The 16,555-nt window shown below is 44.6% G+C and carries 12 protein-coding genes and 1 riboswitch; of the genes, 4 read left to right on the forward strand and 8 right to left on the reverse strand.

Annotation, left to right across the window (positions count from 1 at the left end):
• Nucleotides 1–163: 163 nt before the first annotated feature.
• The 5 genes from argF to argC are packed head-to-tail and all read right to left on the reverse strand — an operon-like array spanning nt 164 to nt 5,358.
• On the reverse strand, nt 164–1,183 hold the full coding sequence (gene argF, locus EKM76_RS09895) for an ornithine carbamoyltransferase (RefSeq protein ID WP_125550511.1): 1,020 nt from the start codon (nt 1,181–1,183) through the stop codon (nt 164–166).
• 13 nt (nt 1,184–1,196) lie between these two features.
• Entirely contained in the window at nt 1,197–2,327 is a 1,131-nt protein-coding gene (locus EKM76_RS09900) for an acetylornithine transaminase (protein WP_125550512.1), read from the reverse strand.
• Entirely contained in the window at nt 2,320–3,078 is a 759-nt protein-coding gene (gene argB, locus EKM76_RS09905) for an acetylglutamate kinase (RefSeq protein ID WP_125550513.1), read from the reverse strand. Before argB ends, EKM76_RS09900 begins: the two co-directional genes overlap by 8 nt.
• A gap of 16 nt (nt 3,079–3,094) precedes the next feature.
• Complete coding sequence (gene argJ, locus EKM76_RS09910; protein WP_125550514.1) at nt 3,095–4,291, reverse strand: bifunctional glutamate N-acetyltransferase/amino-acid acetyltransferase ArgJ; 1,197 nt, start codon at nt 4,289–4,291, stop codon at nt 3,095–3,097.
• Nucleotides 4,292–4,332: 41 nt separating this feature from the next.
• Nucleotides 4,333–5,358, reverse strand: coding sequence for an N-acetyl-gamma-glutamyl-phosphate reductase (gene argC, locus EKM76_RS09915; RefSeq protein ID WP_125550515.1), 1,026 nt, complete (start codon nt 5,356–5,358; stop codon nt 4,333–4,335).
• 278 nt (nt 5,359–5,636) lie between these two features.
• Here argC and EKM76_RS09920 point away from each other — a divergent pair, with 278 nt between their 5' ends.
• Both EKM76_RS09920 and carB read left to right on the forward strand, forming a co-directional pair.
• The gene (locus tag EKM76_RS09920) at nt 5,637–6,713 is read left to right on the forward strand and encodes a carbamoyl phosphate synthase small subunit (RefSeq protein ID WP_125550516.1); all 1,077 of its coding nucleotides are present in this window, start codon (nt 5,637–5,639) and stop codon (nt 6,711–6,713) included.
• 83 nt (nt 6,714–6,796) lie between these two features.
• A complete protein-coding gene (gene carB, locus EKM76_RS09925) occupies nt 6,797–9,823 on the forward strand; it encodes a carbamoyl-phosphate synthase large subunit (RefSeq protein WP_125550517.1) in 3,027 nt (1,008 codons plus the stop codon).
• A 92-nt stretch (nt 9,824–9,915) separates the two neighbouring features.
• Here carB and EKM76_RS09930 read toward each other — a convergent pair whose 3' ends face one another.
• Nucleotides 9,916–12,270, reverse strand: coding sequence for an HAD-IC family P-type ATPase (locus EKM76_RS09930; protein ID WP_125550518.1), 2,355 nt, complete (start codon nt 12,268–12,270; stop codon nt 9,916–9,918).
• Between the two features lie 95 nt (nt 12,271–12,365).
• Nucleotides 12,366–12,428: riboswitch (Fluoride riboswitch) on the reverse strand.
• Between the two features lie 42 nt (nt 12,429–12,470).
• Entirely contained in the window at nt 12,471–13,658 is a 1,188-nt protein-coding gene (locus EKM76_RS09935; RefSeq protein WP_125550519.1) for an MFS transporter, read from the reverse strand.
• A gap of 271 nt (nt 13,659–13,929) precedes the next feature.
• Between EKM76_RS09935 and EKM76_RS09940 the strand changes: the two genes are divergently transcribed.
• Complete coding sequence (locus EKM76_RS09940) at nt 13,930–14,325, forward strand: fluoride efflux transporter FluC (protein ID WP_125550520.1); 396 nt, start codon at nt 13,930–13,932, stop codon at nt 14,323–14,325.
• Nucleotides 14,322–14,684, forward strand: coding sequence for a fluoride efflux transporter FluC (locus EKM76_RS09945; protein WP_125550521.1), 363 nt, complete (start codon nt 14,322–14,324; stop codon nt 14,682–14,684). Before EKM76_RS09940 ends, EKM76_RS09945 begins: the two co-directional genes overlap by 4 nt.
• A gap of 135 nt (nt 14,685–14,819) precedes the next feature.
• On the opposite strand, the gene EKM76_RS09950 is transcribed toward EKM76_RS09945, so the two are convergent.
• Nucleotides 14,820–16,208, reverse strand: coding sequence for an MFS transporter (locus EKM76_RS09950; protein WP_125550522.1), 1,389 nt, complete (start codon nt 16,206–16,208; stop codon nt 14,820–14,822).
• Between the last annotated feature and the right edge of the window lie 347 nt (nt 16,209–16,555).

Below are 16,555 nucleotides of genomic sequence, written 5' to 3' on the forward strand. Positions count from 1 at the left end.
GGTTGAGGAAGGAATCGAATATTTCAATCACCACAATCGCTCAGCACAAAGAAACGGCCTCACCCCAGATGAATACTGGAGTGAAGCCGCTTAGAAACAGATTCAACTTTATATTATTTCATTTGTCAACTTGACAGGGCCTAGTGCAAGTTGTTGGTCTTTTTTATTTAAACCACTGATCAGGAATAAATAGATCACCTAAAGTTGCGGCCATGATTGCTTTGATCGAATGTAGTCGATTTTCGGCCTCTTGGAAAACAACAGATTGCGGACTATTGAAAACATCATCGGTAATTTCCAGTGCAGTCACATCAAACTCTGCTTCCAGGGCTTGACCGACTTCCGTCTTCTGATCATGGTACGCAGGTAAACAATGCATGATAATGGTGTCAGTCTTTCCCGTTTGCGCTATTAATTCAGCATTGATCTGATAAGGCAATAATTGCTTGATCCGTTCATGGGCTGAAATATCCTCACCCATTGAGATCCAGACATCGGTGTACACCGCGTCAGCCCCAGCAACTGCTGCCACTGGATCAGCGGTTACCAGTACTTGGCTACCACTGTCAGCCGCAGCTTTTTTCGCCATAGTGATCACTGTTGCGCTTGGCTGCAGTGCCGTTGGCGCACCGATCTGGATATTAACGCCCAACATGGCCGCGGTAACTAATAAGGAATTACCCATATTATTACGGCCATCACCGACATAAGCTAAGGTCAGTCCCTTTAAATGACCAAAATGTTCTTTCAAAGTCATAAAATCGGCGATCATTTGCGTTGGATGCCATTGATCAGTTAAACCATTCCATACTGGTACACCACTAAACTGTGCCAACTGCTCCACTGTTTCTTGGGCAAAGCCGCGGTATTCGATACCATCAAACATTGAGCCTAGTACTTTAGCGGTATCCGCCGTCGACTCTTTTTTTCCAAATTGGATATCATTTTTACCAAGGAATTCTGGATGGGCCCCTAGATCAGTCGCCGCCACTGTAAAGGCAGAACGTGTCCGGGTCGAGGATTTTTCAAACAATAAGGCAATGTTCTTGCCTTGCAAATAATGATGCGGAATATTTTGTTGTTTTAATTGTTTTAAATGACTCGCAAAATCGATCAAGTATTCTAGTTCGTTAGGTGTGAAGTCAATTTCTTTTAATAATGAACGATTGGCAAAATGATTCATCTGCTGGCCTCCTTTATTTTGTTAAAACTTGTTTGATTATGGCAACACCGTGCGCTAGCTGTTCCTCACTGATTGTCAGCGGTGGTAACAAACGTAGTGTTTCATGCTTGGCCGTTAGCGTCAACAAATGTTCCTGTTGTAACGCCGCGACAACTGGCGCCACTGGTATCGTCAAATGAATTCCCTGCATTAAGCCGAGCCCAGTGATTGCACTGACTTGCGGTAATGGCGCCAACTCGGTTTGCAACAGCTGCTCTAGATAAGCTGCTTTGGTCTGCACTTGTGCCAGAAATTCAGGTGTCAATTGAATCAACACTGCTTTAGCCGCTGCCATTGCAAGCTTATTACCGCCAAAAGTAGTGCCGTGACTGCCTGGCGCAAATGCAGTCGCTAAATCAGCGTTACCGATCAACGCGCCAACCGGCAGTCCATTGGCCAACCCTTTAGCCGTGGTAACAATATCTGGCTGCAAACCGTAATGCTGATACGCAAATAGTTGTCCCGTACGTCCGTTTCCCGTTTGGACTTCATCGATGATCAGCAAAACATGTTCTTGCTGACATTTAGCGGCCACACTATGCAACCAAGCGCTACTAGCTGGATTGACGCCACCTTCACCTTGCACAACTTCTAAAATAACCGCCGCTAAATCAGCAGTGATCTGCGGCAACGCAGCGTTATCATTATAAGGCGCAAAGCTGATATCTGGCACCAAGGGCCCGAAACCAGCTTGAATTGCTGGATTATCAGTCATTGATAAAGCACCATAAGTTCGGCCGTGAAAGCTATCACTAAACGCCAATACCGCACTTTTTCCCGTTGCTTTACGGGCTAATTTTAAGGCCGCTTCATTCGCTTCAGTCCCTGAATTACAGAAAAAAACTAATTTATCCGCGGCACCTACTAGTAGATCCGCGACTTGTTCTTGTAGCTGGCTTTCGTAAAGATTCGAGGTGTGCCACACTTTTTGTAGTTGCGTGGCTACGCTTTGCTGGACCGCCGTGTTACTGTAGCCTAGATTACAGACCCCAATACCACTGGTGAAATCAAGGTATGTATTTTGTTGATCATCGGTTAAATAACAGTCATGTCCGCTAACAATATCAAATGGATATCGCGCGTATGTCGGAAAAAGTTTACTCATTAAGCAGCCCTGCTTTCTGTGTGATAAAGGTGGTCCCGGTATGGGTCAAATCATTGGTGATAAAGGCTTGTTGAACACCCTGGTTCAGTGCCGCAAAAGCCGCCTTGATTTTTGGTGTCATGCCACTTTTGATCACATCTGCGGCAATCAACGAGTGGGCCTTTTGCTGCGACAATTCAGGTAACACTTCGCCGGCTGACAAAACGCCTGGTACATCAGTTAAGAGTACTAATTTGCTGGCGTTTAGCTTAGTAGCGATTTCTGCCGCCGCCGTATCCGCGTTCACATTGAGCCAGCGGCCAGCGGTGGTTTGCACTAGTGGTGCGATCACACCAATTTGCCGGCTCAGAATTTGCGTCAACCAAGTATCGTTTATCTGATCAAGTACGCCAACTTCACCGTAAATGGCTTGATCTAAATAATGACCTTGCAATAAGTGATTACAGCCCGCATTTAAGCCGATCACCGGCAAATCATGTGCACTGAGCTGGCTCAACAATTCTGGCTGCACCAATCCTAATAGAACCGCTTTAGTCAGCTCTAGTGTTGCCGCATCGGTCACCCGCACGCCAGCAATTTTTTTGACTGCTAAGTGTAATTGACCACTGAGCTGAGAAATTTTGGGACCGCCGCCGTGGACGATCAAAATCTGTTGACCCTGTTGCCGCCACTGTGCTAATTGCTGAAAAAAGCTTGCTGGTAGCTGTGCAACAGCATTGCCGCCAATTTTGATCACAATTATTTGACTCATCCCAGTTTCCTCCTCATTAACTATGATAGGTAGCATTGATCTTGACGTAATCGTAAGTTAGATCGCAACCCCACGCTTGACCATGACCATCCCCGTTATGTAATTCAACAGTAAGATCGATCACTTTTGCCGCTAAAGCTGCAGCTAAGTCAGCCACCGCTGTTGTGGCCGCTTGACTAGCTTGCACCAGTGGTAATTCATTCAGCACAACATCAACTTCCGCTAAATTCAAATGTGCATCGGTTTGACCGATCGCCATCATGATTCGGCCCCAATTAGGGTCCTCACCATAGACGGCGGCTTTAACTAAATTTGAACCAACAATTGCTTTAGCTACTTGCTGACCTTCAAAATCAGACCAAGCACCGTTGACTGTGACCGCAACTAATTTAGTTGCCCCTTCACCGTCAGCGGCAATTTTTTTAGCTAATTCACCGAGAACATAGGTGAAACCAGCGGCAAAGATTGCGTAATCAGCAGTTGCAGCTGTTATGGTCGCGTTACCAGCGGCACCATTTGCCAGTACCGTAACCATATCATTCGTTGAAGTATCGCCATCCACGGTGATTTGATTAAATGTGGTATCGGTGACCTGACTGAGTAGTGTTTGTAATAAGGCACCATCGATGGCGACATCGGTAGTGACAAAACCCAGCATAGTCGCCATATTCGGATGAATCATACCCGAACCCTTACAAAAGCCACTGATCGTAACTGTTCGGCCGTCGATCTGACAAGTGACCGCAACAGTTTTAGCGCGCGTATCGGTGGTCAACACTGCTGTTGTTACTTTCGTATTATCGGTGAGTTGTAGTTGTTCAATTCCGGCAGCAATGACCGGCATCGGTAAGTTGACGCCGATCACACCAGTAGAAGCCACCCCCACTAAATCAGTACTGATGCCCAATTTAGTTGCTGCTAATTGCTGCATTTGTTGGGCATCTTTTTCGCCTTGTTCGCCAGTGCAAGAATTGGCGTTGGCGCTATTTACGACGATTGCCTGCAACTGATGCTGCTGATCGATCGTTTGTTTGGTCAACTTAGTCGGTGCCGCTTGAAATTGATTAGTCGTATAGACCCCGGCGGCAGCAGCCGGCTTTTGCGAATAGAGCCAGCCCATATCCAATTTTTCTTTACGTAATCCAGCATGCACGCCGTCAGCTTTAAACCCTTGTGGCCACGTAAATGGGATCGTCGTATATTTTTCTGTCATTATAATTTCTCCTCTACTTCATTCTAAAAAATGATGCTACTTTATGGCAACCAGGTTGCTAGCTGTAACCCAGCTGTGGCAGCGAAGCCGAAATATTGATTAAAATTCTGCAGTGCCTGTCCAGCAGCGCCTTTAATCAAATTATCGATCACACTGACCACCATCACAGTCTGTGTCGCTGGATTGTAGCTGACACCAAGATCACAGAAATTTGTGCCAACGACTTCTTTTAAATTAGGCATTTGTCCGTTTGGCAATACGCGAACGAATGGTAGTGCTGCATAAGTTGCCGCAAATGCACCGGCTAGTTGTTCCGCATTCGCATCTGTTTTAGCGTAAATCGTGCTCATAATACCACGCGTGATCGGCAGTAAAGTCGTCGTAAATTGAATTGCTGGCACGTTTTGATCCCAGACTTTCAATTGCTGCATAATTTCCGGAATATGTTGATGCTGATTAACTTTATATAGTTGTAAGTTTTCATTAGTTTGACTGAAATGAGTGCTGGCAGCCAATTTTTTACCTGCACCAGACGTGCCGGATTTAGCGTCAACAATAATGCTATCTGGCGCGATCAAATGTTGTTGTACCAGTGGTGCTAAACCTAATAATGTTGCCGTTGCGTAACAGCCTGGGTTAGCGATATAACTGTGACCAGCAGCGTTAGCAAATTCGGCCAAACCATAGTGACTTTGTTGTAGCGCACTCACTGCAGGCGCTGGCTTGTGATACCACTTGGTAAATACCTGTGGATCTTGTAATCGGTAATCGCCGGAAAGATCGATCACTGGAAAGTCAGCGGCAATAAATGGCGCCGCCAATTCAGTAGTTACACCCGCTGAAGTTGCGAAAAAAATAAGATTGCAGTCAGCAAGTATCGCAGCTGGATCCAGTGGTTCGATTGGCGTTTGGTCACCGATAAAATTGGGAACTGCTTCTTCTAATGGTTGGGTTTGACTATCGGGATGGCCGAACAAGCGAATCGCCGCCACCTCAGGATGCTGCTGTAATAATTGATATAAAATCATGCCACTATAACCGGTAACGCCGACTAAAGCTACGTTCATGTCCCTCACCGCCTTTAATTTTTTAGATATTTTATACTTTATAAATGAATTTTTAATCAAACTATCATTGACCAAAAGCTTACACCTGGATTTTATAGAATGCAAGTTTTTTTCAATTTTTATACATTATATATTTAAATACTGCATATTACGTCTATATACATTAATAATATACATTTATTTTGAATTTATCAGTTGACATATTTGCCAAAATGCGGTTTACTTAATCACAATTAATTCAGAATATTTTACATTTTTATGTGAAAGGATGAAAACGAATGAAAAGTTATCTTATTTTAGAAGATGGTTTAACATTTGCCGGCGACGCTTTCGGTGCCCAGATTGCCGCTGCTGGTGAAGTAGTCTTTAATACTGGCATGACTGGCTATCAAGAAGCGATCACCGATCCTTCCTATACCAACCAACTGATTACCTTCACCTATCCATTGATCGGTAATTATGGCGTTGAGCTTAGCCACAATCAGGCACCGACTGCTGGTTGCGCGGCGGTTATTGTCCGCCAGCTCGCCGAGTTACCCAATCATTACGCGCAACAAATGAACCTAGATGAGTTCTTACAACAACAAAATGTGCCGGGGATCCAAGGTATTGATACCCGCCAACTAACCAAACATATTCGACAACACGGCACCCTAAAAGCGATCCTAATCACTGCGCCTTTAGTCATTCCGTTTACCGATGCCTACGCAGCGATCCAACAAAAAAAAGCCCCGCTAGAACGCGCAACTTTTACGACACCACATGCGCAGCAGCACGTGGTTTTGATTGACTTTGGTACCAAAAAAGCAATCATTGATCAACTATTGGCACAACATTGTAACGTTGATGTAGTCCCATATACGACCTCCTTAGCCGCAATCAATGAGCTGCAACCAGATGGTATTTTCCTATCTAATGGTCCTGACGATCCAGCCGATTATCAAATTGCGCTGCCATTGATCCAAGCGCTACAAGTCAAATATCCATTGGCGGGGATCTGCCTCGGCCATCAGCTGCTAGCCTTAGCTAACGGCGCGCATACCTATAAATTACAATACGGTCACCGTGGTCTTAATCATCCCGTAAAGGATGTTGCCACTGGTAAAACCATCCTAACTAGCCAAAATCATGGTTATGCAGTTGCTGCTGATTCGTTAGCCAACACACCGCTGCAGCTAACTGCCTTTGAATTAAATGACCACAGCGTTGAAGGATTACGCCACGAAAGTCTTCCGGTCATCTCCGTCCAGTATCATCCCGAAGCTAATCCTGGTCCTACTGATGCATTAGGCTTCTTTAAGGAGTTTTGTGAACTAATGGCGGTGAATAAAGCCAAGAATAGTAGCGTTGCCTAACTACCACAAAAAGAACCGTTGCATTAATTCAAGTTACCAGTTTTATTATCGCTCAAACTCTAATACTGAATAGGAAGATACTTATGCCAAAACTAACTAACATTCATAAAATTGCCGTCATTGGCTCGGGACCGATCGTGATCGGCCAAGCTGCTGAGTTTGACTACGCTGGTAGCCAGGCGTGCTTAAGCCTCAAAGAAGAAGGCTATCAAGTCGTGTTGATCAACTCTAATCCAGCCACGATCATGACCGACGATGAGATTGCCGATAAGGTTTATTTAGAGCCCTTAACACTCGAATCTGTCAGTGCTATTTTAGCCAAAGAACGGCCCGACGCCTTGTTACCAACACTTGGCGGTCAAACTGGCTTAAATTTAGCCGTCGAGCTTGACGAAGCTGGCGTATTGGCTAAATACAAAATCCAGCTACTGGGCACTGGTTTAGATACGATCAAACAAGCCGAAGATCGCGAAAGTTTTAAAGAATTAATGCAAAAAATTGGCCAGCCTGTTCCGGCCAGTAAAACCGTCCATGCAGTCCAAACTGCACTGGATTTTGCCGACCAAATTGGCTACCCCGTCATCGTGCGGCCAGCCTACACACTTGGTGGCACTGGTGGCGGGATCGCGGCGGATAAAGCAGCACTGCAAAAAATCATGGTCCGTGGTCTAAGCATGTCACCGGCCAATGAATGTCTGATCGAAAAAAGCATCGCCGGCTTCAAAGAAATCGAATATGAAGTTATGCGCGATAATTTAGGCGATAAAATTACTGTCTGCAACATGGAAAATTTCGATCCAGTCGGCATCCATACTGGCGATTCGATCGTTTTTGCGCCATCGCAAACGTTAAATGACACTGAATACCAAACTTTGCGTCAAGCTTCCCTGGAAATCATTGATGCCTTGGATATTAAAGGCGGCTGTAATGTTCAATTAGCCCAAGATCCTGACAGCGCCCAATATTATATTATTGAAGTGAATCCGCGGGTCAGTCGCTCGTCAGCACTCGCCTCGAAAGCTACCGGCTACCCAATCGCTAAAATTGCCGCTAAAATTGCGGTCGGCTTAAATTTAAGTGAGTTACGTAATCCCGTTACCAAAACAACCTACGCTGCCTTTGAACCAGCGTTAGATTATGTTGTCGCTAAAATCCCGCGCCTTCCCTTTGATAAATTCAATACTGCCGAGCGCCAATTAGGCACACAAATGAAAGCCACCGGTGAAGTAATGGGTATCGGTAGCACGATCGAAGAATCATTGTTAAAAGCACTACAATCAATGGAAATTGATCAAACGGCGATCAACGAACTTAAACCAAGTAGCGCGACACCTGATTTAACGGCCGCCTTACAAGCACCAACTGATGAACGTTTATTAGTTATTTTTGCTGCTTTGCGTGCTGGTTATAGTGTGACCAAAGTGCAAGAATTAACCCAGATCGATCGTTTTTTCCTAGATAAATTAGTGCACATTGTGGCGTTGCAACAACAGTTGGTCCATGACCTTAACGCAACTTACACCACCGCTAAAAAGTTTGGCTTCAATGATGCTATGATCACCGCCATTACCAACCAATCGGTCCCTGGCTTAGCACCAGTATATAAAATGGTCGACACCTGTGCTGGCGAATTTGCCAGTAGCACGCCATACTTTTATAGCACTTATTTTGGGACTGAAAACGAAAGCCAGCCTTTAGGCAATAGTGTGCTCGTCATTGGCTCTGGACCAATTCGCATCGGCCAAGGCGTTGAATTTGATTACACCACCGTTCATTGCGTCCAGGCAATTCAGCAAGCTGGCTACCAGGCGATCATCGTCAACAATAATCCGGAAACCGTTTCAACTGATTTTTCAATTTCCGATAAATTGTATTTCGAGCCACTGACTTTGGAAAGCGTGCTGCACATCGCTGAATTAGAGCAGCCACTAGGTGTGATCGTTCAATTTGGTGGTCAAACGGCAATCAATTTAACTAAAGGTTTAGCGGCCCACGGGCTGAAAATTCTCGGCACGTCATTACACGGCATTGAACAAACTGAAGACCGGCACCAATTTGAAACACTATTACAGCAACTAGCCATTAAACAGCCGGCCGGCGACACTGCCACTAGCTTGACGAAAGCACAAAAAATTGCCGCCAAAATCGGCTACCCAGTGATGGTGCGGCCCAGTTTTGTACTTGGCGGCCGTGCTATGGCCGTTGTTCACAATGAAATCGAGCTAGCTCATTATCTCACTAACGCCCTTCACGCCGCACCTGAACAGCCGATTCTGGTCGATCATTACGTTCAAGGTCTAGAATGTGAAGTCGATATTCTCAGCGATGGCCATGATGTGTTCATCCCGGGGATCATGGAGCATATCGAAGGTGCTGGTATCCATTCCGGCGATTCGATTGCAGTCTATCCACCACAACGATTGACCCTAGCCCAACAAAACGAAATTGTCGCCATCGCAACTAAAATTGGTCAAAACGTGCATTGTATCGGTATGATGAACATTCAATTTATTGTTGCTGACCAAGTTTATGTGATCGAGGTCAACCCACGAGCCAGCCGGACAGTGCCATTTATGAGTAAAGTGACGAAGCTACATCTAGCTAAAATTGCGACTCGCTTGATTCTCGGTGCTAGCTTTAGCGAACTCAATTTAACTCCAGGGCTCTTGACGCCACCAAACCTAGTTGCCATTAAAGCGCCCGTTTTTTCTTTTACTAAGTTGCCTGGTATTAGCACTGCGCTAAGTCCGGAAATGAAATCCACTGGTGAAGCTATCGGTATTGCCGCCGACTACGCAACCGCGTTGAATAAAGCACTGACCGATAGTTATCACTACCATGGCAGCCACGCTGGACAATTAGTTTTATTGACTCCAGAATTAGCTAACGACGCTACGGTACTAGCAGCCATTGAACAAGCAAAATTACAACCAGAGATTTTAACTGCTAATACAGTACCTGACGTAGACGTAAAACAAGTCGCTTTAGTTGCCAACACCAATGCGCAGCAAACGGCTAATACGCCACTGAATTACTTTGCGCTAAGCCAGAACGTGCCACTGTTCACTGCCAAAGATACATTATTGGCAACTCTAGCACTGGCTAAATAAAATAACGCCACACACCGATTTAGGATGTGTGGCGTTATTTTAATTTGAACAAGTAACTATGCAAAAGTCCCTTATGTTGTCCAACTATTTTATTAAATTTTCTGTTCCGTTCCCAAAATGCCGGTTTTTTGATAGTACCACATTTTAATTCGGTCTAAAATCAACGTTGCCATCACGACAATAATGATGACCGCTAGTACCCATATCCAGCTAACTTGTGTAGTCACAAAACCAGTTACAGCCATGATCGTCGCTAAACTAATATCTAGTAGGACAACCCAGCCCACCGATTTGCTCGGTGCATACTCCCAAAAATGATCACGAGTCCGTGTCATAATGATCGTCGTCATTGCACTGTAAATCAAGTAAATGAACATCAGCGTGCTAATTTCGCCGATACCTAATCGGGCCACCGCTAAATAATACCAGAACATGACTAGCCCAATAACGACCCACACAACCGCAAAGATTCCAGCAATTTTAGCTAAGCGCGCTAGATTCCAATGTTCGGGCACCCGGGTCGGCCACGCATGATCAGTCCCTAAGGTTAGCGTTACACAATCATTCATGATCACAATAAAAACAATTAAGTTCAATGAGACTGGGAAAAAACCAGCAAAGATAAACCCAAAAGTCAGCAACGCAGCTAGCTGTGCCGTTCGTGATAGTTTAGTGATGGTCCAAGTCATCATTCGCCGATAAACTCGGTGCCCACTATCGATCACTTTGACAATATCCGCTAAGGTCGCGCGCGTTAAAACCACCTTAGCGGCTGACTTGGCAATATCAGTGGCATTAGCAACTGCAATGCCAACATCGGCACGTTGTAGTGCTGGCGCATCGTTAACGCCATCGCCAGTCATCCCCACTACCAGACCCAATGTTTGTAATTTTTTTACGATTGCCAATTTATCTTGCGGATACACATCGGCAAAACCATCGAAAGTAAGCGGGGCGATTTTAGCATCAGCCAACGTCCCAATACGTGATCCAATTCCTACCTGTGCTGCAATAGCTTGTGCAGTGATCGGTGTATCGCCAGTTAACATCATGACTCGTACACCGCGGCTCTGAATTGCTTTAATTGCCGTAACTGCATCAGGTCGTGGTTGATCAACTAATTCGATCAAGCCAATAATTGCTGGTTGTTCATTTATTTGTAAAGCTAGTGCTAGTACCCGTGCACCCTGTTGTGCCAAGTTAGTTAATTCCTGCTGAAAATGAATTGGCACACTAGCAATAGTGGCGACAATGTCCGGTGAGCCTAAAATAACCTTGCCCGCCTGTCCATTTTCCGTGTAGCTTGCTTGGGCCGTCTTAGTTGCCGGATCAAATGCCGTAAAATCGCTACGCTTCAGCGGCGTTATTTTTTCAGCTACCGCCGCATTAGTAAGTGCTGTACTAACTGAATCCGCAGCCGTTACGTCAGTTGCCGTCAGTGCAAACTGCAAAATTTGTTGTCTTGAAAAATGTTGCAAGGCTTTAATTTGACCAACTTTGGGCTGATCATTGGTAATTGTCCCTGTTTTATCAATCAGCAGAATATCCATACTCGCGGCTTCCTGAACACCTGTTAACCCAGTAACTAAAACTTTTTCTTGTGTTAATTTTTTGGCCTCTAGTGAATTAGCCACGGTAAAGCTAGACGGCATTGAAATTGGAATCGTTGCAATGAATAAAATCACTAGAAACGGCAACAATTCTTGCCAAGCAGTACCACGAAAGACAGCCGCAATAACCAGCATAATTGCTAAAACAACATCAAGATAGGCTAAATAGCGCACAATATTAAACAACAGTTGCTGCAGACGTCCAGGTGCAGTCTCAGTCCGCGATAATTCGGCAGTTTTCCCATAGGTACTATTAACCCCGGTTTGGGTAACTTGGCCTAAAGCCGCGCCATGAACAACAGTTGCTGCAGAATAAAGCGCACTATCCTTTCCCTTTAAAATTGCCTTGCTTTCACCAGTCAGTGACGCTTCGTCGACCTCAACGGCACCGCTGATGATGACTAAATCAGCTGGTATAAGATCACCAGTTCGAACATGCACGATGTCTCCCGGTACTAAAACCCGCGCTGCTTGAAATTGCCATTGCCGATCACGCAATAATCTAGCAGTAACAGTTAATTGGCGTTGCAGAGTGCCCACTGCTTTTTTTGCACGTTGGGTTTGAATCTCACCATCGACAGCTGAAAATAAAAGTAACGCCAATACAAAAAATGCTTGCGTCCCTTTACCTAATAATAACTCAAAGATCATTGCCGCTTCCAGCAGCCACGGCGTCGGCCCCCACATGCCTTTTAAAACCCCAATTAGTGGCTGCTCGCTAGTCTCGGGAATTTCATTGTACCCATGTTGAGCTTGGTACCGTTGCGCATCCTGCTCATTTAGCCCCTGGCCAGCATAATCGGCTTCTAAATAATCACTTTTAGGTCGGATCAGCATGTTGCCCACCCCCTATTTTATTAAGATCAAATATTACACTAAAGCATTTAAAGTACGCCCGAGAAAAAAAGACGTCTACCTAAAGAGAAAATTCTCCTTAAGTAGACGTCATCAATTACTTTACGTAATAGTTCGCGAACGTCATCGCTGTTTACGTTTCAAAAATACCACTTACACTCATAAATGTAAATAAAATCATTTTATTGCACTGGCCGTAGCTGCTTAGGCTCCCGTAAAATAAAGTGACCCAATACCGCAATTACCAAAAAGATTGCCGCAACACCGCAGACACCAGCCCAGCCAAAATGGCTCCACGCAAAAGTACTGAAGAAAGTCCCCAGCGCCCCGCCAAGAAAATAACTAAACATGAAAATTGAATTATTCCGGCTACTGGCTTCACGATTCAGCGATTGAACGATTGCCTGATTGGAAACCTGGCCAAATTGCGTCCCTAGATCCAATAAAATAATACCGACCATCAGACCAATGAAAAAATGACCTAAACTAGCAAAAATAAGAAAAGCTAGCGCTGAAAAGACAATTCCCAGACCAATCGTTAGTCGTGGTGAATAACGATCGACTAACCGGCCAATGATCGACGCAAAAAGCACCCCGGTTATACCTAACAAGCCCAATAACCCGGCAACGTTACTGCCCATATGATATTGAGCCGCTAAATAAAATGCCAGCGTTGACCATAAAACGTTGGAAACACCGAATAAACAAAAACCGTTAATGGCGGCGCCTTGCAAATGCTTTTGCTGACGTAACAATTGCGGCAACGAACCTAAAACATGCCGGTAATGCAGATTGGGCTGAGCCCGTTGATCACGCGGTAAATACTGGTGTAAAACCACGAGTAGAATCACGCCAGCTAGTGCAGCAATCAGATAAACATATTGCCAACGCATAACGCTACCCAGCAAACCACTAACGGAGCGTGACAATAAAATCCCGGTCAACAAGCCGCTCAGCACATTACCCAGTACTTTCCCCTGATGTAGCGCCGGTGCCAATGAAGCAGCGTAGGGAATAATAATTTGCGGTGCTACCGAAGTAATTCCGACCAATAATGAAGCCAGCCCAAAAATGGTCACAGTTGGCGCCCAAAAAGCGACCAATAAAGCAATGATCGATAAAACTAACATTACCTGAATGAGCTGATAGCGATTAAAAATATCACCTAGCGGAACAATTAATAATAGCCCAAACGCGTAGCCTAGCTGCGTTAACATCGCCACAACCCCAACCGTTGCTTTAGAAACTTGAAAACTCGCGGCGATCAAGCCTTCGATTGGCTGAATATAATTGAGATTCGCCACGATCACACCAGCGGCGATCGCCATTAACAAAACCGTTTTACCGGATAATTCCTTTTCTGAATTCAAAATTGACCCTTCTCTACTCCACAATAATGGAAAATTTTATAGGTGTTGCCATTGTCACTTGTCCCAGCCTAATCAATCTCAGACAAGCGTAAATTCGACATATTCTAGTATAACTCAAAATTAAGTGGTATAAAATTAGCCGTTTTTTATTTGATACAACGTTTTACAAAAATTAGTCCAGCCGTTCTAAAAATTGCTACACAAAGTTAATTTTTAGTGATAAACTAAGGCTTACATTAGAACTTTCACATTATTCTTAGGAGTGGTTAGCATGGATGAGCTTTTAATTGGTCTATTTGCCATTGCTGGCGGTATGACGCGTTACGGAGTTGACCAACTCGTTGTTTTTAACCATGTGCCAGTGGCCACTTTTTTGATCAATTTGCTCGGGAGTTTTTTGTTGGTTTACTTGACTAATACTTTGGCGCAGATTGAATGGTTTCCGGAGCAGCTCACGTTAGGTTTAGGAACTGGCTTCGTTGGCGCCTTTACTACTTTTTCTTCATACATATTGGAAATTATGCAATTATATCAGGCACAGGCTTATTGGTTGGCGATCGGTTATGCGCTATTAAGTTTAGTCGGCGGTATGCTCGGCGCTTACCTCGGCTTACGGGCTAGTCGGCTTGATCTACGCCACTTAGCGCGACGGGCGGTGAATAAATGACCCCTTATTTCCTAGTCGGTGGTGGTGCAGCAATTGGCGCTATTTTACGCTACGATGCCACTAAATTGATCAAACGCCATACAAATGGCCGTTTTCCCGTCGCCACGTTGGTGATCAACCTTTTAGCTGCCCTAATTCTTGGCGGCTTAGCTAGTCATTTAGGCACCGGCGCCAATACTTATTTACTGCTGGGTACCGGCGTTTGTGGTGGCTTTTCTACCTTCTCGACGATGAGTTACGAAGCACTGCTTTTACAGCAAAAAAAATACGGTCGACTAGCATTCCTCTACCTGAGTTGTTCCCTGATCGGTGGCCTCATCTGTGTCTTACTTGGTTTAACCATTGGTCAGTATTTTTAGCCTAAAATATAGCTTTCAATCAAAGAGTCGGCACATGACTAAATTATGTGCCGACTCTTATTTGTTTGGTCGAACATTGCAACTATAAATCATGCAAAAAAAAGCGCCCCATTACGGACGCTTTTAAGCTGAGATCTATTTTTGCTGCATCGTTGATCTATAACTGAGCCAGGCTGAAAATAGCCCAACGATCGCTAAGGCCACGATCAACCAGTAATCCAACAACGCGCCCTGCGCAGTGCTGATCCGCAAACTAATGTGCTGTAACTGATAAATACCGATCACCGCCGCAAAAACATTAGTACCCAACGAGCCCGCATACTGCTGCGTCATATTAAAAGTAGCATTAATATCCGCTTTTTGCTTTGGTTGTACTTGTACGCTAGCATGACTGATCGTATTACCAAAGGCTAAGTTAAAGCCTAGACGGAGTAAGAAGTATAATCCAATCAATAACGCTCCAGTTAGTTGCCGCTCAAAAATCACAAAAGCCGCAGCCGCAACTAAAAATACGCTATGTCCCACCACGATCGGTAGCGGCGTGCCGTTTTGATCCATCCAGCGGCCGGCTAACGGTGCCACGATCACACCCAGCAATGCGCCTGGTAGCAAAATCATCCCCGCAACAAAAGAGTTTGTGCCTAAAATATATTGCGCCACTTGTGGCAAAACAAATGAAATACCAATATTAATAAACTGAAGTATGAAATAACCCAGTAAATGCCAATTAACAATGGCATTTTTAAAAATGGAAAAATCGATCAAATGCCGACTAGAATGCTGATTGTACAAGTAGAAAACGACCATCAAAATAACGCTCAGCACTATTAATCCCCAGAAGTTCCAACTGAGAAAGCCCACCTTGGCCGCACGATTGAAAGTGTAATCAACCAAGAACAGGATAACCGCTAGTAGTATAAAACCCCAGAAGTCAAAGCGGTCCTGCCGCGCGATCGGCTGCAAAGTTAAATTAAAAAGGCCAATAAAAAAGACGATCACAATCAACGGCAATAATAGCCAAAAAATCAGGCGCCATGAACCAACTGCAGTCAAAAGACCGCCATAAGTTGGTCCCAATGCTGGTCCTAAAGCAATCAGCATCGCCGCCAGCCCATTATAGGTTGCTAAACGCTGCGGCGGTACCGAAGTTAGAATAATATGAAACATCAATGGAATCGATAAACCTGTGGAAACAGCTTGAATCAAGCGCCCCACTAACATGATCGGAAAACTTGGTGCTACTGCGCACAACAAATCACCAACAGTGAAGCAGACTACTGCGATGATGAACAGATTTTTCACTGCATAACGTTTAATTAAATGCGCCGAAGCCACCATGACTAAAGTGGTCAGCAGTAAATAACCAGTGGTCAACCACTGAATCGTCGCTAAGTTGACCTGCATTTGTTTGGTCAAAGTCGCAAAGGTCACGTTCAACGACGTTTCAACCATAGTACCCATAAAACTCAATAAACCCGTAGCGACAATACTTAAAACTGTCGCCCGGGAAAGACGCTGCTGCATCTGTCATCCCAGCTTTCAAAATTAACATACTAAAAAAGTGGATCATCTGTGTTTTAAACACATTTAAGCAAGTTCAGTTGCTTATCTACTCTGCCTTACCTACAACATGAATAATCGATAATATAAGTCTAACACAGCATTACCGCGCCTAGAACATGCAAATTTCATGAAAAAAATAGGAGCGTCTTCAATTGAAGACACTGAAGTGAACCCCCGGTATTGGACCAGAATCCAATACCGGGGGTTTTACTATGACTAAATATACTAAGCAGTTTAAACTGCAGGTGGTTCAAGACTATCTCACTTCTTCGTTAGGGATTGTATTGATTGCTAGAAAGTACCAGATC

This window comes from Loigolactobacillus zhaoyuanensis, assembly GCF_003946385.1.
Taxonomy (GTDB): domain Bacteria; phylum Bacillota; class Bacilli; order Lactobacillales; family Lactobacillaceae; genus Loigolactobacillus; species Loigolactobacillus zhaoyuanensis.